Raw genomic sequence first — 19586 nt, forward strand, 5'->3', positions numbered from 1 at the left:
CTTACCTCCAAATTTAAATTAATTCATTTAAACCAAATAGAGCCAAATCTTCACCCAATTGGTCTATTTTATAGTCAAGCACTTGTGCTTGAGAAGTCCACATCAATTGCTTAGCTTGAATAAATGCTTGTTCAATAATAAATGCTTGTTCAATAATAAATGGAGCATTAACACTAATTGGTCCACTAAAAACAAGCAGATTTGGATTAATAAACGCAACACTTGTGGCAATAACTTTAGTTAAAGTGTATATTGCATTTTCAATTATTTCTTTTGCATAAGATAATCCCACATGATAATGTTGCAAAATTTCTTTAGCACTAGTATTGTAACCTTTTTGTTGAGCTTGCAAGCTTCATCCAGTCCCTGATAAATATATTTCGCTAGCGTATGGAGATAAATGAAAAACAGGTTGTGCTTGTGGCCCAAGGGGTAATTTTGCAAGCTCTTGCGCTTGAAAATTAAAACCATTAACAATTTGATTATTAATAACTAATCCTCCACCAAAACCCGTACTGAGCGTAAAAAACTGAGTATAAGAACCAGTTTTGTTGTATCGATAATGTGCTCCAAGAGCAGCAGCATTAGCATCATTTTGAAAAACAATCTTTTGGAGTGAAGAATTATTAAGCAAATGTTGTTTAACGTTTAAATTTCTCCAAGCAGGTAAATTTGGAGTGTCTAAAATAATTCCGCTTTCATAATTTGCTGGACCAGGAATGCATAAAGCTAACGAGACAATTTTAAACTTTTGACTAAGTTGAATAATCTTATTTAAAGTTTCAAAAGCATTATTTGGATTAGTTGCAAATTTTTCTTTAAAAATGATTTGATTATTTTCAATTATTGCGAATCTTGTGTTTGTACCACCTATATCAACCACTGCTTTTTTGAACATATTACTCCTAAAATAGCTTGCAAAATTTTTGCTCTATAAAAATTTTATCTTATTTTCTCAATACCAAACCAGAGATATGATTAGACAAAAAATAACAGATTATCAAATATACCCCCAAAATTTATACATTCAATTTAAGTAGAAAGGGGTATATTCAATTTCTGTTATTTTTGATTTTATACAATTAACTATTTTTAATATTATTATTTGTTTGATAATATGTTTCGTACTCTAAAAAATATTTAATATTTTCTTTATATTGAGGATTATAAAATTCTTCATTTTCATAATTAGAATACACAAGCATGAGATAATGAAGTGCTCTTGCTTTTTCAAAATCGCCATTAAATTGATCTAATCATATGTGTCTGTTAAGTAAAATGGATTGCTTTCAAATTGAAAATTTAGAGTTTTTTGCATCTGATAAATAATATCCTCTTAATTCAAAGTTTCAGTTTAGATCATAAACTCTATAGTTTCATATATCATCATTTTCTAAGATGTTTGTTCTTTGAGATATATCTATTTCTTTAGTTCCAAAGTTTATATCAAATAATGGCATATTATCTTTTACCGTAAGTTGTTTAAGCAGTTTTTGCATTTCATTTATTCTCATCTTTTTAGAAAGCATAAAATAAATCAAAAAACTCAAGCGAATCAATCAAATAATTAAACATATTCATTGAATAATCTGGATATCAAGCTCGATTGAATTATAAATTAGTCCAAAAATCAAAAAGATAAAGATTAATAAAAATCAAATCATTAATGGAAGATATGCGATAAATAATCATTTATTTCTTTTTGTACTTAATAATTCAATATTATAAATACTTTGAATAAATAATGAACTTACAGGGATTTGATTTTTTATAGCAAAAGATATTTTTCTAATTGATAGATAAATCATATCAATATCGATATTTTTGTGTCAAGTTCATATATGTAAAACAGAATATAAAATGAAAATCATTATGTTTATAAAAATCGAAAAAATAAGTAAATAATCTTGGTTTATTATCATTGAACCTCATAATAATTTTTGATCATATCTTTATAATCAAACACAAAATATGGTGCTTGAGCATTATCAAGATCATAAATATAAAGATACATAATTGATTTAGCTTGTTTTCCTAAATGTTCTTTAATGGTATATTCGTTTAATAAAAGTGTTTTTGTTTTTTTACTAAAGATTTTCTGGGTTCTAATTATAAAAGAAAGACCTATAACCACATCTTTTGAAGCTTTTTGTTTAGCTTCTCATTGAATTTGATCCATATCAAAAACATTTGCTTTTTTAACTTGCTTTATTAATTTTTTGCTTGATAAACAAAAATTATTAACAAAATTAATCATCAAATATTGAGAATAGATAAAAACACCACACCAAAAGAATTAATAATAGCTAGAACAGTTCGATCAATAACAACATAATCTAAATTTATTAATATTAAGGAAATAAAAGAAAAGAAAAAAATGAAAATTTGAAAAGATAATTGTCAATAACTTTGTTTTTGATTTTTTTAATTTTACTTAGAAAAACCAAGAGTGATTGTTTAAATTTTTCATCTAATTGTCATTTATTCGAGTTGATTGATAACTTTGGAATCAATACATTAATAAAGCCAATTAAAAAATTTAATCGAAAACAAAGATCTAACACAAAGAAAAGAAAATTTCCCACCAAACATAAAAGTATAAAACCAAAAACATAAAGGGAAATATAATTTCAGTCCATTTTTATCCTAAGTTATCCTCTTTAGTATCGTTTTTAATTGTTCTAATATAAAAACCTTTTTTCTATCGTGAACTTTTTGCAGATTTCAAGCTCTTAATTCTAAATTTGTATATTCAAGCATTTGACTTAAAGTTTTTAACTCATCTGTTTGTTCTCTTGCATATCAAAGTACTCATTTATATTTATTTTTAGTTAAAAATTTAAAAACAAACATATTTATTTTAAGCATAATTTTTCCATCTATAATTTCCTTTTTTATATTTTAATTATCAATATTTTGAGCACACTCAAACAACTTTATAACGTTTTTCAACACATATTGTAATAAAAATATAAAATAAATAGTATATATATTTAACAAAGGAGTAATTGTGAATTTTGAATTAGCATTACAACAAAAAACTCAAAATTTAAGTAATGTAAAAACCATTGTTTTAATTGATGGTGATGACCCTAGAATGGTCAGTGCTGCACGTGAATTACAAAAATTTTCAAACATTAAAAGCATTTTATTAGTTGAAGATAATCAACACAAAGTCGAAGGCCTACATTTTATTAATATTTTTGAAGACCAAGAAAAATTAGAATTATTAACTAATAAATACCTTGAACTAAGAAAAGGAAAAGAAACCCTTGAGCAAGCTCAAAAAGCTTTAGCAACTCGTCCTTTTTATGCAATGATGCTTTTAGCTTTAGATGAGGCCCATGGAGTTGTGGGTGGATTAAAATATGCTACAGCAGATATTTTAAGAGCTGCATTTAAAGCAATTGGTCCAAAACCAGGAACTAAAACCATTTCATCAGCTATGATTATGCACAAAGATGAGAGTAATTTTATTTTCTCAGACATTTCAGTTAACGTTAAACCAAACGCTGAGCAATTAGCTGAAATTGGGTTGAATGCTCAAGAGTTTGCTCAACAAATGGGATTTGATCCTAAAGTTGCTTTTCTGTCATTTTCAACCAGTTTTTCAGCTAAAACACCTGAATCTGAATTAGTGAAAGAAGCTACAGATTTATTTAATCAAAAATCAAACAATCAAGCAATTGGAGAAATTCAACTTGACGCAGCGATTGATTTAGAAATTAGAAAAAGCAAATATAAAGAAGCAAGTTTTGATCAACCAGCTAATGTTTTAATCTTTCCAGATTTAAACGCAGGAAATATCGGATACAAACTAGTACAAAGATTTGCTGGTTATGGAGCGATTGGACCTGTTGTAGTCGGTACCAAAAAACCAGTTAATGATCTTTCTAGAGGTTCAACCGTAAATGATGTAGTTAATACCGTACTTATTACTGCATTGCAAAGCGAAGGGAATAAATAAACATGAACAAAATTTTAGTTATTAATGCCGGAAGTAGTTCGATAAAAATGAGTCTGTTTGAAAAAGACACATTAAATGTTATTGCTACAGGTTTAGCTGAAAGAATTACTTTACCACAAGGTAACATTACTATTAAAACTAACCAAAAACACGAAAAAGAAGTTTCAATGCCTAATCATGAAGTAGCTGTTGAAGAAGTGTATAAATTAATGCAAGAAATTAATTTGATTAAAGATAAAAATGAAATTGAATACATTGGATTTAGAGTGGTTCAAGGAGGAGAATTCTTTAGCAAATCATCAAAAATTGATGATAAAGCAATCGAAATTATCGATCACTGCTCAATGTATGCACCTCTTCATAATCCTGGAGCTGTTCAAGCAATGAATGGATTTAAAAAAGTGTTTCCTAATGCCAAATTAAGTGCTAATTTTGACACAGCTTTCCATACCACTATTGATAAAGTGAATTCAACTTATCCAATTCCTAAAACTTTAACTGAACAATACAAAATTAAACGTTATGGAGCACACGGAATTAGCCATCGCTTTATTACTTTAAAATTGCAAGAAATTTTAAATAAAGATAAAGTTACTTTTGTTAACTTGCACATTGGAAATGGAGCTTCACTTTGTGCTGTTAAAGATTCTAAATCATTTGATACAAGCATGGGATTAACTCCATTAGCTGGAATTATGATGGGAACTCGTTCAGGTGATATTGATCCATCAATTCACGAATTTGTGATGAAACAAAATAAAATGAGCATTTCAGAATTTACCAATATGCTCAACAAAGAGAGTGGATTATTGGGAGTATCTGGAATTTCTTCAGATATGCGTGATGTGACAGAAAAAGCGTCTCAAGGAAACCAAGATGCACAATTTGCCATTGATTTATACACTCAAAAAATTGCTGATTACACCTCAATGTACTTTAACAAATTAGGTGGAAAAATTGATGCTCTTGTGTTTACAGCTGGAATAGGTGAAAACTCAGTATTAATTAGAGAAAAAGTGTTAAGCAAATTACACTTTAGAAACATTATTTTAGACAAAGAAATTAATCAAGGAAAAATTGGTGAATATCAATTAATTACTACCCCACAAAGTGAAGTTGCAGTATATGTAATTCGTACTAATGAAGAGCTTTTAATTGCTCAAGATGCATTAAAACTATATGAAAAGTAAAATTGCGATTTATCCTGGTTCATTTGACCCAATTCACACCGGACACATTCAAATCTTAAAAAAAGCTCTTTTATTATTTGATAAAGTCTATGTGATTGTGAGCGTTAATCCAGATAAATCCAAACAAAACGATATTAACCAGAGGTTTGAATATACCAAACAAAAGTTAGCAAGGTTTAAGAATGTTGAAGTTTTAGTTAATACTAATAAATTAACCGCTGTATTTGCAAAACAATTAAAAGCCAAATTTATTATTCGCAGTGCTCGTAATATTAAAGATTTTAATTATGAAATTGAATTAGCAGCTGGAAATAAATCGTTAAATAAAAATCTCGAAACCATTTTAATTATTCCTAATTATAAAAGTGTTAAATATTCGTCTACACTAATTAGACACAAAGAGAGAATGAGCAAAGAACATGTTTAAATTTATTAAATCTTCATCAAATCAGTCAAATTGGTATGAACATTCAAATGGTGAAGTAGCATTTTGAGGTCGTTCAAATGTGGGTAAAAGCAGTTTGATTAATGCTTTAACTAACAATTCTAAATTAGCTAAAGTCTCAAAAACTCCTGGACGCACTCAATTAATTAATTTTTTTGAGAATGAATATGGTGCAGTGTTTGTAGATTTACCAGGATACGGTTATGCAAAAATTTCGCATCAGCAAAGAGAACAAATGACCTTGATGATTGAAGAATATTTGTTATATCGCAAAAACTTACAGAATTTATTTTTACTCATTGATAGTCGACATGGACTAACTAAAATTGATTTACAAGTAATTGAATTTTTAAATCTTAACCACATTGATTTTACAATTGTTTATACTAAACTTGATAAACTTAAACAATCAGATAAAAGCAAATTACTCAAAAACAATAAAGAATGAACTAAAACATATCATTTGAATAATACTTATTTTGTTTCAAGTCAAACAAAATTTGCTATTAATGATTTAATTAATTTTATTAACAGTATTTTAGGAGCAAATCATGAAAAAAGTCGCTGATAAAGTTAAATTTTTATTATTAGGTGGTGCTACCTTGAGTTTAACTACTATTGTAATTGCTGTATCAGTTGTAATTGGTACAAAAGAAAAATCTTTAGTTAAAGAAAATATTTTATCTGATTTTGAATTTAGCTCTTCGAATAAAGTTAAAGAACAATTAGCTTCAAATTATGCAACCGAAAATAAAACTAGCAAAGTTCTAGTTAATCAAAGATACTGAGAAGAACAATTATTTTTTACTTCAATCCCAAGCCAAAGTGATTTTGCTCAAAGAGACTTTGTTTTAAAAGGAAAAAAATCAACCCTTCTTAATTCACTAAAAGATAAATATGTTATGAATTTTGAATCATATGCTAATGATATAAACGGAGAATTGTATTTAAAAGTAACTTTAACTGATCGTTTGACCAAGATTGGAACTCCACAAAAAATTGTAAAAGTCTTTACTCTAGGAGGATTTAAAAAAGCTACTTTTGATAGTGATCGATTATATACAAATTCAGCACAAATTAATCTTGAAGGACTATTAAACTTTAATTCTTTTAATCAAATTACAGAACAATATAACAAAGATAATCAAGAAGATAAAGCAAAATTAATTAAATCATTAATTAATTATGATTTACCAATTTCAACATCAATTGATTATTCCAAAAGTCAAATTAGCTTTGAAAATGATCAAATTAAAATCAAACCTTATTTAGTTGCTAATGTTAATTTTGCAAGTCTGGATAATTTAAACAACACCACGACATTATCATCAGATACCAATCCTGTTTTAGGAAGCGAAAAAGCTCTAAGTTTTAAAAATTACTTTGATATAAAAAGCTCTTGAGGAACAAAGGTTAGTGTAACTGGAGCAAATAAGAAATTATCCGAACTCACAATTGATGAGGTTAAAAAGTCATTTGATCAAAAAACACAAAATTATAAAGAATTAAAACTTAATAATATTCCAAGTCAATTTACATATAAATTTTCTGAAAATATTGTTGAAAAAGATGGTACTTTAACATTTAAGTATTTTGTTTATTCTTCGACTCAAGAATTAGCTTATGTTGGAGAGGTTAAATTAAACAAAACCGAGTTTAAAAATTAGTGCATTGTAATGCACTAATTTTTCGAAAAGTGTATTAAAAGTGTATGGAAACATTACCTTTTTTAAGAGCGAATTTTAAATTTTTTAAATTGGTAAATAAATTCAATCGATAAATTGGTACAATTTAAATGATTAATATACGTATACAATGGAGTAAAGATGAATGTACAGAAAAGAACAAAATTAGTTGCCACAATTGGTCCTTCAAGTGATAATTACGAGATTTTGCGTTCACTAATTGAAAACGGAGTATCTTGCGTTAGAGCTAATTTTTCACACGGAGATCACCAAGAACAGTTAAAAAAATTCCTTATTACCAAAAAAGTATCAAGTGATTTAAAAGTTCCATTATCACTCATGCTTGATACTAAAGGTCCTGAAATTAGGGTTGGAAAAATGAAGGACGGAGCTCAGTTAATTCAAGCCGGTTCTCTTTTAACTGTTTATACAACTCAAGACAAATATACACATTTTGAAGGAACACAAACTGAAATTACCGTTGCTTATGACATGTCTAAAGACTTAAAACATGGAAACCAAGTTTTAATTGATGATGGAAAATTATCGACTGTAGTTGAAGAAGTGGGGCAAGGTTTTGTTAAAGTTAGAGCTGAAAATAATCATGTTTTAAAAACTAATAAACGAATCAATCTTCCCGGAGTAGAGTTTAGTTTACCATTTTTAAGTCAAAAAGATAAAGATGATGTTATTTTTGGAATTAGACAAGGAATTAACTATGTAGCTGCTTCGTTTGTAAACTCAGCTAAAAATGTGCTTGAACTAAGAAAATTGCTTGACGATAACAATGGACAACACGTGCAAATTATTTCAAAAATTGAATCCTTCCTTGGTGTTAAAAACATTGATGAAATTATTCAATATTCAGATGGAATTATGGTTGCGCGTGGTGATTTAGGACTTGAAATCCCTTATTATGATGTACCTTATTATCAAAAAAGAATTATTCGCAAATGTCGTGAAACTGGTAAACCAGTAATTGTAGCAACACAAATGCTTGATTCAATGGAAAAAATTCCGCACCCAACTCGTGCCGAAGTTACTGATGTTTATTATGCTGTTGAGCTTGGAGCTGATTCAACTATGCTCTCAGGTGAAAGTGCTAATGGTTCATTCCCGCTTGAAGCTGTGAAAACTATGACAGCAATTAGTAAAAAAGCTGAAAATGAATTCTATTCAAGACAATATTATGACAAACAACTCGATATGAACCTTAAAAATTCAGACGCTAACGATGTTAGAACTCTAATTGCTTACTCAATAGCTAATCGTACCAAAAGTGGTGATTATAAGTTTGTAGTAGTTCTTTCAAAAACTGGAACTTTAATTAAACAAATTGCTAAATTTAGACCAAATTCAACTGTTGTGGGAATTGTTGATGATGAATTATTAATCAACGGATTTGGTATATATTCTGGTGTTTATGTATCATTAGAATCAAAGAAATTATTTAACGAAGTTAAAGCCGATCACAAAAATGGTCAATCTGCATTATTACCTTTTAGTGTTAAAAAAGGTGACAAATATCTTGTTGTTGAAAACACTAAAATTACTGAACATATTTTTCAATAAAAATAATAATTTTCCAAAATAGATAGATTGATTAATCTATCTATTTTTATGTAATTAATTTGTGGAAATATAAATAATTAAAAATACACTTTTTTGTAATAGTTATATAATTTATTATTATGAAGAGAAATAAATTATTAAAAAGTTTTTTTGTGTTAGGGACTCCTGTAAGCTTAGTACTTACTGCTATTTCGTGTTCTAATTCTGAAACTAAGACACCAGAAAAACCAGTGCAACCCCAACCCCCAACAACCGAGCCAGCACCTGCCCCAGTAAATCCTCCTGCTGATAAACCAAATCCACCGGCTACAGATGGTGAAAAACCAGGCCAAGGTACTCCAACTCCCGCACCTGATAAACCTAAACCAAGTCCAAAACCAGAAGAACCCACCACATCGAACCCACCTGCAACAACTACACCAAGTACACCAAGTACTGGAACTGGGAGTGAGGAACCTAAACCTACACCTACTCCCCCTACTCCCGCACCAGTAACTACAGTTTTTACTCAAAAATTGAAGGATGAACTTCCAAAATGAACTTTTTTGGAAAAAGTTGCTAAAGAAGCTGGTGTTAAGAAAGAAAGTCTTAATGACAGCCAAGTTCTTGCACAAAAAATTAAAGAACATAATTTTGATAGTTATTTTGCAAATCTTAAAAAACCAGTTGATAATACAAATATAAATAGTTCATACTCATTGGAAGATTTCCGTGCAGATATTTTTATTTTACAAGATGCATATAAACAAGTGGTCGATTTAGTTAAAGAACTAGATAAGAATAATGATACAAGCTTAAAAGAATATCTTGATAAAGTAAAAAGCAGGGATAATACAATTTTTAAAGAAGTAAATCAAGGAAATGAAAAACAATTAGAACTTGATACTGATTGATTAAATGATATTTCGAAAAAAGTAACTAGCAAATTACTTAACTCAATTCCTAATTTTGTTCATTTACCAGGATTTGGATTCCAATCAGGTGACTTACAACCAGAGAAAAAAGAGAAAAAACTAGGGTTAGATGAACCCAAACTTGATATTCAAAAATACGTTGCAAAAGTTAAACAGATATTAAATACTCCTAAACCTAGACCTTTATTTGAAAAATTAAATAAACAGGTTCAAGACTTGAGTATGTATAAAAGAGTTTTAGATGCAATAAAACAAAAACAAGAAAAAGCAACAAATAAACAAACTACATCATCTACAACTGTACAAAATGGTAAAAACGGCATGTCAAGCTCTACACCAGAGAAATTGGATTCTCTTAGTGAGTTCTTTACAAATATTAAAAAATATTTACCAAACAGCAACCTAAATAATCAATACACTAAAGAAGATTTATATGTTGACATTTGGCTTTTAGAAAATGGTTACCATCAAGTCGAAGAATTGATTCAGATCTTACAATCTAAAGATTATGATAAATTAATTGCATTTGTTAATGATCAAAGAAACAGATTAAACTCAATTTTAAAACAAACAGGCAAAGATTTTGAACTTGATGTGAAAAAATTGAATGATTTATATGAAAAAATTCGTGGCAAACTTCAAAATTCAGTACCGATACAAGATTTTGGATTTCCAGGATTCGGAACACTACCAGCACCAGATGACAAAAACAAACCTAACTCAGATCAGTTCTTAAAAAAACTAGAAGCTAAGCTAATAGAATTACAAAACAAGATTAAAGAAGAAACCCCAAACACAACATTAACAATCACACCTTAATTGTTCTTTTTAAATAATATATAAAAAATAGCTAATTCAAAATTTTAGCTATTTTTTATCGCTTTGATTGTGGTTAAAACTATTTTAGTAAGTTTGAGTATGCTTTTTCTAATTCAGGAATTGATTCTTGATCAACAACTTTTAAAATAGCTTCAAAGTATTTTTTAACCCATAAGTTTTGTTTCTTTTGCTCATCTTTAACAAAAGATAATTTGTATTCTAAACCTTTAATTTCCTCATCAGTAATTTCTGCTGGTCCATAGTTAGTTAATAAAAATTGATTTGCAAGTTCATGTTTAACTTCATTTTCAGCTGCTTGTTCAAGTTCTGCTTTAAGTTTTTCTTCACTTGATTTAACAAGCTTTAAGTATTCGTGTTTTTTAACCCCATAATTTTTAAGTGATTCATTGAAATTCTTTTCTAGCTCTTTATATTTATCACTTATTAAAACATGCGATACTTTTAATGCTTCTTGACTTGTTAATTGATCAAGGATTTGCTTCATAAAATTGTCAAGACTGGTTGAAAAAACTTTTAATTGCTCACGTTTTCTAAAGAAATCTTTAAATTCTTCAACTGTTTTCGCTTCGTCAAAGTTTAGATTTTTCACAAATTCATCATCAATTTCCATTGGTTCAGTTCTTGTAAATGAATGAATAGTAACTTGGAAAAGAGCTTCTTTGTCTCTAAAGTCTTCCACATAATAATCCGAAGGGAAAGTAACTTTAACATCAACTTTTGCTCCAGGTCTTTTATCAAGAAGTTGCTCTTCAAAACCAGGAATAAATGATTTAGAACCAAGTTTTAATTCATAGTTTTGAGCTTCTCCACCTTCAAATGGTTCATTATCAATAAACCCTTTAAAATCAATATTAACAACATCATCAAGCTTAGATGTTTCTCCTGTCTCATTATCAGTGGTAAAGAGGGAAGTTTCTGCGTAAGGAGCAGTTATTTCTTGGATTCCTTTTTCAATATCGTGATCATCAACCTCTTTAAAAACTAATTTAGCTTTAACACTTTTTAAATCTAATGCATCTAAATCAGGAAGTAATGTGTATTTGTAAGTTAATAATCAATTTTCATTTTCATCTTTGTTTAAATCAAGTTCAGGAGCAGCAGGGAGAATCATTACTTTACTTTCTTTGGCAAATTCGATTGCTTTATCAAACACTTTTGAGTAATTTTTGTGTGAAAAAGAATCTAGTGTCTGAGCTTGCACAACACCTTTATTTACGGCTGCTTCAAGCTTGTTCAATGGAGCTTTTCCAGGTCTAAAACCAGGAATTTTAACTTTGCTTAAAGCTAATTTGTAATTTTTCTCAAATTCTTTTTCATATTGTTCCTTTTCCACAGTCACTGTGACTAAAAGTTCTTGATCTTCCTTGTTTAATTTTGTTTCTAACATGAAATCATCTCCTTTTTTAAGTTAGTTTAAATAATTAAATATATTTTACCTGATTTTGTAGCTTAACGTTTAAATTACCAAATATAAAATATCTTATATCCACGATTATAGGTTTTTTGGTTGTGAAACATCTTGTAATATGCTTGGTTAAATAAGATACCAAAAAACATCAAATTAACAAATCAAGTAATAAAGAAGGCTAGCGTTAGCACAAATCCAATGCTTCCATAACGATCATAATTAAGGTTTTCATTAATTCAAAATGAAAAGATAATAACAAAAATCAAATTAGGGATGGTTGAGAAAAGTGCTCCACGTAAAATGTGAACGAATTTAATCTGAAAGCTTGGAGCAAATTTAAATAATGCAATAAACAAAACTAATAAAAACACAAAGGTTCAAAATATAAAGAATATTTTTGATAATCTAGGTGATTTTCTTTGTGATAAGTAAAAATCTCCAGTGGCAATTGCTTCGGTGAATGTTTGTAAGTTTGAAAAGATTCATAATAAAACACTCACCATTAGCACCAATGCAAAACCTTTAGCACGATTTCCTAAATAAGTTCCTACTTTTTTATGATCATACATATAATTAACAGCTGCAACTAATTTACCGTATCCATTTGAAGCAAAAAGGGATGTAGTGACAAAGAATAAAGAATGAGTAAGGATAGCTGAAAGATCCAATGAACCATCGCTAGTATTAAAAACAATAACTGAACCAACATAATTTGGTACATCTGGAAAAAAGTTTCCTAAAGTGCCGTTAATAAATCGATCTCTAAATACTGATTGTTCAGGAGTGTTTCCATAAATAATAATTCCTAGTAAGATATTTAAATTTAAAATAATGTATATAACAGGAATAAATGAAATTAAGAAATAAAAAGCAATTGTTAGTCAAGTAAAATTAAACTCTTTGGATATAAATTTGACAAAAACAATATCAACAACCCCTCTTCGCTTACGATGTAATTGATTAATCTTTTGGATTTCTTCAAAACTGTGTTTTTGACGAAAAATCAAAAATTTCAAATATCTAAATCCTGGAAATGTTAAGAATCAAGCGAAAATTGTGATGATTAGTTTTAAAATATATTCAAATCATAATGCAATATATTTATATTTATCATCTCAAATTAAATTCGTTGACCAATATATATATTTACGACTTCTTCGTTTAAAAGATAATATTTTTTTATATGGATTCTTAGTCTTTAAATTTATCATCTAAAATCTCTTTTACTAATTGATCACTTAAGATCGGATTAACTTGTCCGTTTGTTTTTTTCATTAAGTTTCCAAGAACAAACTTTAACACCCTTTCAGGTCGAGCAGGGTATTCATTGACTAATTCAAGATTGTTTTGGATAATTTGCTCAAGGATTTGTTTAATTTGAGCAGGATCCGAAATTTGTTTAAGATTATGTTTTTCTAAAAGAGAGTTAATTGATTGTTCGGTAAAATTGCACAATAATGGAATTAGTTTTTTAATTGATTTACCTGAAATAATTTGTTGATCGAGCAATTCTAAAGTTTGTTTAATGTGCTCTGGTTGAATATTAAGTTTAGTTGGATGCAAGTCTTTAGAATTAGCTAAAGACACAATTTCAGCAAAGAAAACCTTTGAGAGCTTTTCTTTATCTGGGTATTTAATTGAATCAAAATATTTTGATAGTTCAATATCATCCACTAAACTTTTTACATAAATATCGTTTAATTGTGCGTTTAAGTATCTTTGTTCTTTTTGTAAAGGTAATTCAGGAACAATTACTGAATCAACAAATTCTTTTGAAAGTTTAATAAATGGAATATTTGGTTCAGGAAAGTATTTATATTCAACTGTTCCGGTTTTAGTACGCATTACTACGTTAGTATTATTTTGGTCGTTAAATCTCTTGGTTTGTTGTAAAATAGTTTCGTTTGCAAGTAATTTTTGTGTTTGTAACTTAATTTCATATTCAATTGCTTTTTTCACATTTGACAGTGAATTCATATTTTTGATTTCAACTTTAGTTCCAAATACTTTGCTTCCATAAGGACGCAGCGAAATATTAATATCTGCTCTTAATGAACCTTCTTCGAGTTTTCCGTCTGATATTTCTAGGGCATTAACAGTTTTACGAATCATATCAATATACGCTACCGCTTCATCAGCATTTTGTATTACCGGATAAGTTACTATTTCAATTAATGGAGTTCCAGCTCGATTGTAATCAAGTTTAGTTCCTTCGTGATCGTGAATTTGTTTAGCTGTATCTTCTTCCAAATGGATACGTTCAATCAAAATTTCTTTTAATCCATTTGGGGTTTTAATTGAAATTTTTCCATTTTTTCCAATTGGTCTGAAAAACTGAGTGATTTGATACCCCTTTGGTAAATCAGGGTAAAAGTAATTTTTACGATCAAAGTGAAGTTCATCATCAATTTCCATGTTTAATGCTTTAGCAAAAGCAAGAGCAAATTTAACTGCTTGTTTATTGACCATTGGTAAAGTACCAGGATATCCTAAATCAATTTGATTAGCACAAGTATTTGGAGACAGGTTAAAATCTACTTTAGCCGGAGAGAACATTTTGGTTTGAGTTTTAAGTTCAATATGAATTTCAATTCCAATAATTGTTTCAAAATTATTCATTTGTTTCTCCTAATGTTTTTTCAATATATAAAGCATAATTTAATAATTTATTATCTTCATACAAAGCTGCATCAATAGTTAAATTAAATGGCATTGCATCTTTAGTGCCGAGTGGAATTGATAGAGAGGGATTCCCAGCTAAATTTGCACCAGTTAAAATATAATCCATGACATCATATGACTTTTTATCCTCAATTAATGGAGAAATTGAAGCAAACGAAGGGTAAATAAGTACATCGCCCATTTGATGAAGTGATTTTAAATAATCTCTAATTACTCTACGCACTCGCATTGCTTTAATAAAAATTTCTTCTTGATTTTCACTGTATAAGAAGTAACTTCCTAGTACCAAACGCTCGCTCACCATAATTCCAAAGTTTTGACTTCTGGTTTTGGTCATAATTTCAATATAATCCTGTCCGTTAATTTTATTTCCAAAGCTAATTCCAGTTAAATTAGCTAAATTTGAAGAAGCTTCTGAAAAACTAATCACTTGATAAACAGGTTTAATACATCTGAGAATATCTAAATTTGGTTTAACTAACTCAACTTGAATGTTTTCTTTTTGAAGTTTACTAATTAATTTATCAAATGCTTGATTAACCTCAGGGTCACAAAATTCAGAAAAGTCTAAGGCTACAATTTTTGATGGTTTTGTTTCTACAAGTTCATTTAATTTCACTTGTACTGTGGTCATATCTTTAGAATCAACACCGTATAAAGTTTTAGAAACTAAATAAATATCATTAACATTATGAGCAAAATAAGCCACTGTATCAAGCGATGAAGCGTAAGCAAATAATCCATACCGAGAAATAGCTCCGTACGAAGGTTTAAAACCAATAATTCCATTATATGAAGCTGGAAGTCTCACACTATCACCTGTATCGCTTCCTATTGCAAATGAAATATTTTTACTAAAAGTAGCAACTGAACCAGAAGAACTACCTCCTGATAATCTTGTATGGTCTTTTGGATTGGTAATTAATCCAAAAGCACTATAGGTTCCAGTTCCACCTAAAGCTAGTTCATCATTGTTAACAGTTGCAACTAATAAAGCGCCATTTTTTAATAATTTTTCAACAATTGTTGCATTATATGAAGGTTGAAAATTTTCTAGAATTTTTGAAGAAGAACGAACAAATCCAGTTTTGGTTGCATAGACATCTTTCAAAGTAAAAACAGCATTATCAAGCAAACCAGTTCCTAATTTTTCTTTTTCAAAAACCTTTATTACTGCATTATTTGTGTCTTTTTGTAATTCTAAAGAAGCCTTTTTAAAATCTCCTAAAACTTTTAATTTGAGATTCATTATTTCACCACCTTTGAAGTAATGATAAAATCTTGGTCTTTGTCTTTAGCATTTTTTAAAATATCTTCTTTAGAAATTGAAAAACTATTATCAACACAATCTTCTCTTAAAAAATCAACAAGAGGAGTTTCATTAATATGCGAAAGTGGTGCCACATTATCTAAATTAAGCTTGTCAAATTTCTTTAATTCATTCTGAATATTATTTCAATTTTCAATAATTTTATCTAAAACTTGTTCAGTTGGTTCGATCATTAAAGAAGCAACAATTTCTTTTAATTTTTCTTTAGTAATTTGTTTCATCATTCTCCTATCATTTAATTGGTGATCAAAACTCTTGATTGTTTAAATAGCTTAATTCACCAGGTAAATCTTGAAATTTTAAATATCAAGAATGCAACATTAAGCGATTAGCTTTTTTACCACCGTACTTTTTATCTCCGTAAATTGGAGCATTTAGGTATTTAAGTGTTAATCTAATCTGATGTTTGCGACCAGTTAAAATCTGAGCAATTTTGCGATTACCCTCAAAGTAAAATTGAGTAATTCCTTCTTTTGAATTTTCTCTTGGTCTATTTGAAATTTTACTTTTTTGAGTTTGAACATCTTTGTAAAAGTAGAGTTTAATCGTTTGTTTATTCGGAATAAAATCAGACATAAATTGGTATTTTTTAATAAACTTATGGTGCATTTGATTTAGTATTTTAACACTTTGATAATTCTTAGCATAAAGAATAATCCCGCTAGTTTCTTTATCTAATCTTCCAACATGACTAGGGGTAAAACTATCAATTTTTTGAAAATTTAAATACGCTAAAACTTGTTTATCAAGACAATTTCCATCTCCGTGAACGCTAATTCCACTTGGTTTATTAAGAATTAAGATATTTGCGTCTTCATAAATAATGTCTAATTGTTCGTTAAAGTGATTTAAGTCTAATTCATCTGATTTTTGTGGGTCGTAGATTTGGTAAACAGTGATAATATCGCCCTCATTAACCTTATAGTTTTTATCAATCTTACGATTTCCGTTAATTTTTATGTCTTTTTTACGAAATATTTTTTCAATTTTACTTATTGGTAAATTGGAAAAATATTTTTGTAAGACTTTAAAAATTGTCCGTGTTGAATCGTTTTTTGTTGCTACAAATTCAATCATTTTACCTCTCTTTCTTGTTTAATTAAATAAAAAAAGCACCCGAGATTTTTAGTCTTCTCTTTGGCTTGTAAATAAATCAAAATCAGAGTTTTCACTTTCTAAATCATCAACGTAATTGAAGTCATTCATTTTTGGTAAATCACGCATGGTTTTAATACGAAAATGATCAAAAAATTTATTAGTTACTCCATACAAAACAGGATTTCCTGGTGTTGGAGAAATTCCAACCTCTTCAATAATTCCTTTTGCAACGAGTGTATTAACCACTTGTTCTGAAGCAAGTCCTCTAATACTATTAATTTGACTTTTAGTAATTGGTTGTTTATAAGCAACAATCCCAGCAACTTCAATCGCTGAATTAGAGAGTCTTTGTTTTTTAACAACATTAACCATTTTTGAAACATAATCTTTAACTGTTTCGCGAGTTGCTAGTTTATAAATCTCATTAAAAGAAACAACCTTTAGCCCTCTGTCTTGTGAATTAAAATCCTTATGAAAATCGTCCATTACCTTTTTAGCCTCAGCAATTGTGTTTAAAGAAAAAATTTCTTTCACTTGTTCAAGATTTAAACCATCATCACCTTGAATATATAATAAAGCTTCTAGTATTTTATTTTTCATTAAATTCACTTCCTTTTTTAATTATAAGATCTCCAAATTGATGTTCTTGTATAATGATTAATTGTTGCTGACGAGCTAAGTCTAAAATTGCTAATAGAGTAATGACAAAATGACCAATTGTTGGTTGAGTAAAGACCATTTCAAAAGTGACTGTTTCATTTTCTTTGAGTAAATTTTTAATAAAACGAAATTGATCTGCAGGAGTTAATTTAATAGTTTCTAGAGTGGTTTGACGCAATTTTTGTGCATAAACACGCTCAAACATTTTTCTTAATACCGTGATTAGTTTGGTTGGATTTGAATAACCATCCAAACGCGAATCATCAGAATCAGCGATAAAATCTTCAATATTACTTGGTTTTTTAATAAAAATTTCTTCACGCTGAACACGAAAACTTTTTAATGCTTCTTTTACTTCTTTAAATTGTTGATATTCGACAAGCTGATTAATTAGATTTTCTTTTTCTTGTTGAATTTCTTCAACATGTTCAGGTTCTTTAAGCACTGTTTTAGCTTTTAGATCGATTAAAGTTGCGGCCATAAGCAAGTAATCACCGGCAATATCAATTTCATTTTCTTCAAGTTGCTTAATAATTTGTAAATATTGAGTTGCTAATTCAGCAACATCAACATCAAAAATACTCATCTTTTTATCTTTGATTAAAGCAAGTAAAAGATCTAAAGGACCATCAAATTGATTAATTTTAAAAGTATATTCTTGGACACTATTGTTCATTGTATTTATTCATTTCTTCTTGAATTAAGTTTTTAATTCTTTGAGCTATTGCTTTAGCATCTTGGGTTAAGTAATTTGCTGGTTTAATTGGTTTTAAGAAAGAAACTGTAATTTTTAATCTTCCTCTTCTTTTTTTATTTTGAGCGTTTAAAGAGTTGATAATAGCAACCGGAACAATGGTTAAATAATTGCTACCAGCAACTTTAAAAGCCCCTGATTTAAACTCTCCTAATGTTTCTTGTTGAACTCGAGTTCCTTCAGGAAAAACCACACCAATAGTTTTATTAATTTTAATAAATTCACCAAATTCATTTAATTTTTGCAAGGATTCTCTAAAATTATCTCGATCAATTACAGTTGAATCAGTAAGATACAGCAATCTTTTGACGAGAAACTTTTTCTCAAGCTCCTTTTTAGCTAAAAAGTTAACAATTCTATTTTTACTTCCTGACTCAAAATCCTGTTTTTCAAGAGCCGCTAAAAGAGCAACTGGATCCATATTTGATTTATGATTAGCTGCAATTAATGTACCACCACTTTTAGGAACATTTTCAAACCCAACAATTTCTAAATCAATGTTATTAAGTTTTAAAACTTTTTTAGAGAGTTTTAATAAATAATCATTTCGAGCCTGAGCACTGACTGACTGGTCGTCTTTTTTATATTTTCTGTACATTGAAGAGATTTTTCTTATTCGGTGCAATCAAGGTAAAAAAGTAAAAATCTTTTTTAAGGTTCGACTAAATGCTATTTTCTTCATACTTTTCCTTATTTTTAACAACCATAGCAATCACGTAATCATCTTCATGTGAAATACTAATACTAAAGTTGTTAAAAGTTCATTTACTATTAATTTTAATGAGATTAATTTTAGAAAATTGATCATAACTATTATCACTTTTAAAAATAGCTTCTTTAATGGCTCAACTTCTTGCTAAAAATAAAGGTTGCTGTTCGAGTGGTGTGTTTTGATATTGGAATATTTCTGCTTGAGATAAGATTTTTTTAACTAAAGATAATTTTGCGTCCTTAAAACGTGAAATTTTTGCTATATCCACCCCTATATTCAGCATATTTTTATTATATAGAAAAAACACATTTTTAAGTTAAATGAGATAT

Annotated in this window: 21 protein-coding genes; 7 read left to right on the forward strand and 14 right to left on the reverse strand. The window is 28.5% G+C overall.

Annotation, left to right across the window (positions count from 1 at the left end; translation table 4 throughout):
* Nucleotides 1-13: 13 nt before the first annotated feature.
* The 4 genes from AC1RP9_RS00760 to AC1RP9_RS00775 form a co-directional block, all read right to left on the reverse strand.
* Nucleotides 14-898, reverse strand: a complete 885-nt coding sequence (locus tag AC1RP9_RS00760) for an ROK family protein (RefSeq protein ID WP_481822498.1) — start codon at nt 896-898, stop codon at nt 14-16.
* A 184-nt stretch (nt 899-1082) separates the two neighbouring features.
* A complete protein-coding gene (locus AC1RP9_RS00765; RefSeq protein WP_481822499.1) occupies nt 1083-1922 on the reverse strand; it encodes a hypothetical protein in 840 nt (279 codons plus the stop codon).
* Nucleotides 1916-2257, reverse strand: coding sequence for a hypothetical protein (locus AC1RP9_RS00770; protein ID WP_481822500.1), 342 nt, complete (start codon nt 2255-2257; stop codon nt 1916-1918). Before AC1RP9_RS00770 ends, AC1RP9_RS00765 begins: the two co-directional genes overlap by 7 nt.
* A 389-nt stretch (nt 2258-2646) precedes the next feature.
* Nucleotides 2647-2868 (reverse strand): hypothetical protein, encoded by a 222-nt coding sequence (locus tag AC1RP9_RS00775; RefSeq protein ID WP_481822501.1) that lies wholly within the window; start codon nt 2866-2868, stop codon nt 2647-2649.
* Nucleotides 2869-3010: 142 nt separating this feature from the next.
* Between AC1RP9_RS00775 and AC1RP9_RS00780 the strand changes: the two genes are divergently transcribed.
* The 7 genes from AC1RP9_RS00780 (at nt 3011) to AC1RP9_RS00810 (ending at nt 10592) form a co-directional block, all read left to right on the forward strand.
* Nucleotides 3011-3967: a phosphate acetyltransferase gene (locus AC1RP9_RS00780; protein ID WP_481822502.1), complete on the forward strand. Its 957-nt coding sequence runs from the start codon at nt 3011-3013 to the stop codon at nt 3965-3967.
* Nucleotides 3968-3969: 2 nt separating this feature from the next.
* The gene (locus tag AC1RP9_RS00785; RefSeq protein ID WP_481822503.1) at nt 3970-5157 is read left to right on the forward strand and encodes an acetate/propionate family kinase; all 1188 of its coding nucleotides are present in this window, start codon (nt 3970-3972) and stop codon (nt 5155-5157) included.
* Nucleotides 5147-5584, forward strand: coding sequence for a pantetheine-phosphate adenylyltransferase (gene coaD, locus AC1RP9_RS00790; RefSeq protein ID WP_481822504.1), 438 nt, complete (start codon nt 5147-5149; stop codon nt 5582-5584). Before AC1RP9_RS00785 ends, coaD begins: the two co-directional genes overlap by 11 nt.
* Nucleotides 5577-6173, forward strand: a complete 597-nt coding sequence (yihA, locus tag AC1RP9_RS00795; RefSeq protein WP_481822505.1) for a ribosome biogenesis GTP-binding protein YihA/YsxC — start codon at nt 5577-5579, stop codon at nt 6171-6173. Before coaD ends, yihA begins: the two co-directional genes overlap by 8 nt.
* Nucleotides 6154-7269, forward strand: coding sequence for an MAG1430 family protein (locus AC1RP9_RS00800; protein WP_481822506.1), 1116 nt, complete (start codon nt 6154-6156; stop codon nt 7267-7269). The genes yihA and AC1RP9_RS00800 overlap by 20 nt, the downstream gene beginning before the upstream one ends.
* A 159-nt stretch (nt 7270-7428) precedes the next feature.
* Nucleotides 7429-8859, forward strand: coding sequence for a pyruvate kinase (pyk, locus tag AC1RP9_RS00805; RefSeq protein WP_481822507.1), 1431 nt, complete (start codon nt 7429-7431; stop codon nt 8857-8859).
* A gap of 119 nt (nt 8860-8978) precedes the next feature.
* Nucleotides 8979-10592, forward strand: coding sequence for a hypothetical protein (locus tag AC1RP9_RS00810; RefSeq protein WP_481822508.1), 1614 nt, complete (start codon nt 8979-8981; stop codon nt 10590-10592).
* Between the two features lie 79 nt (nt 10593-10671).
* On the opposite strand, the gene tig is transcribed toward AC1RP9_RS00810, so the two are convergent.
* From tig to AC1RP9_RS00860, 10 genes are all read right to left on the reverse strand, one after another.
* On the reverse strand, nt 10672-12000 hold the full coding sequence (gene tig, locus AC1RP9_RS00815; protein WP_481822509.1) for a trigger factor: 1329 nt from the start codon (nt 11998-12000) through the stop codon (nt 10672-10674).
* A gap of 74 nt (nt 12001-12074) precedes the next feature.
* Nucleotides 12075-13232 carry a YihY/virulence factor BrkB family protein gene (locus AC1RP9_RS00820; protein ID WP_481822510.1) on the reverse strand — a complete coding sequence of 386 codons (1158 nt, stop codon included), beginning with the start codon at nt 13230-13232 and terminating at the stop codon, nt 12075-12077.
* Nucleotides 13213-14640 (reverse strand): Asp-tRNA(Asn)/Glu-tRNA(Gln) amidotransferase subunit GatB, encoded by a 1428-nt coding sequence (gatB, locus tag AC1RP9_RS00825; protein ID WP_481822511.1) that lies wholly within the window; start codon nt 14638-14640, stop codon nt 13213-13215. The genes AC1RP9_RS00820 and gatB overlap by 20 nt, the downstream gene beginning before the upstream one ends.
* Nucleotides 14633-15952 carry an amidase family protein gene (locus AC1RP9_RS00830; protein WP_481822512.1) on the reverse strand — a complete coding sequence of 440 codons (1320 nt, stop codon included), beginning with the start codon at nt 15950-15952 and terminating at the stop codon, nt 14633-14635. The genes gatB and AC1RP9_RS00830 overlap by 8 nt, the downstream gene beginning before the upstream one ends.
* The gene (locus AC1RP9_RS00835) at nt 15952-16254 is read right to left on the reverse strand and encodes an Asp-tRNA(Asn)/Glu-tRNA(Gln) amidotransferase subunit GatC (protein ID WP_481822513.1); all 303 of its coding nucleotides are present in this window, start codon (nt 16252-16254) and stop codon (nt 15952-15954) included. The genes AC1RP9_RS00830 and AC1RP9_RS00835 overlap by 1 nt, the downstream gene beginning before the upstream one ends.
* Nucleotides 16255-16261: 7 nt before the next feature.
* Nucleotides 16262-17110: a pseudouridine synthase gene (locus AC1RP9_RS00840; protein WP_481822514.1), complete on the reverse strand. Its 849-nt coding sequence runs from the start codon at nt 17108-17110 to the stop codon at nt 16262-16264.
* A gap of 48 nt (nt 17111-17158) precedes the next feature.
* On the reverse strand, nt 17159-17731 hold the full coding sequence (gene scpB, locus AC1RP9_RS00845; protein ID WP_481822515.1) for an SMC-Scp complex subunit ScpB: 573 nt from the start codon (nt 17729-17731) through the stop codon (nt 17159-17161).
* Nucleotides 17721-18467, reverse strand: coding sequence for a segregation/condensation protein A (locus tag AC1RP9_RS00850; RefSeq protein WP_481822516.1), 747 nt, complete (start codon nt 18465-18467; stop codon nt 17721-17723). The genes scpB and AC1RP9_RS00850 overlap by 11 nt, the downstream gene beginning before the upstream one ends.
* A complete protein-coding gene (locus tag AC1RP9_RS00855; RefSeq protein WP_481822517.1) occupies nt 18457-19227 on the reverse strand; it encodes a lysophospholipid acyltransferase family protein in 771 nt (256 codons plus the stop codon). The genes AC1RP9_RS00850 and AC1RP9_RS00855 overlap by 11 nt, the downstream gene beginning before the upstream one ends.
* Nucleotides 19208-19540, reverse strand: a complete 333-nt coding sequence (locus AC1RP9_RS00860; protein WP_481822518.1) for a 4'-phosphopantetheinyl transferase superfamily protein — start codon at nt 19538-19540, stop codon at nt 19208-19210. The genes AC1RP9_RS00855 and AC1RP9_RS00860 overlap by 20 nt, the downstream gene beginning before the upstream one ends.
* Between the last annotated feature and the right edge of the window lie 46 nt (nt 19541-19586).

This window comes from Mycoplasma sp. 3686h (assembly GCF_056781225.1).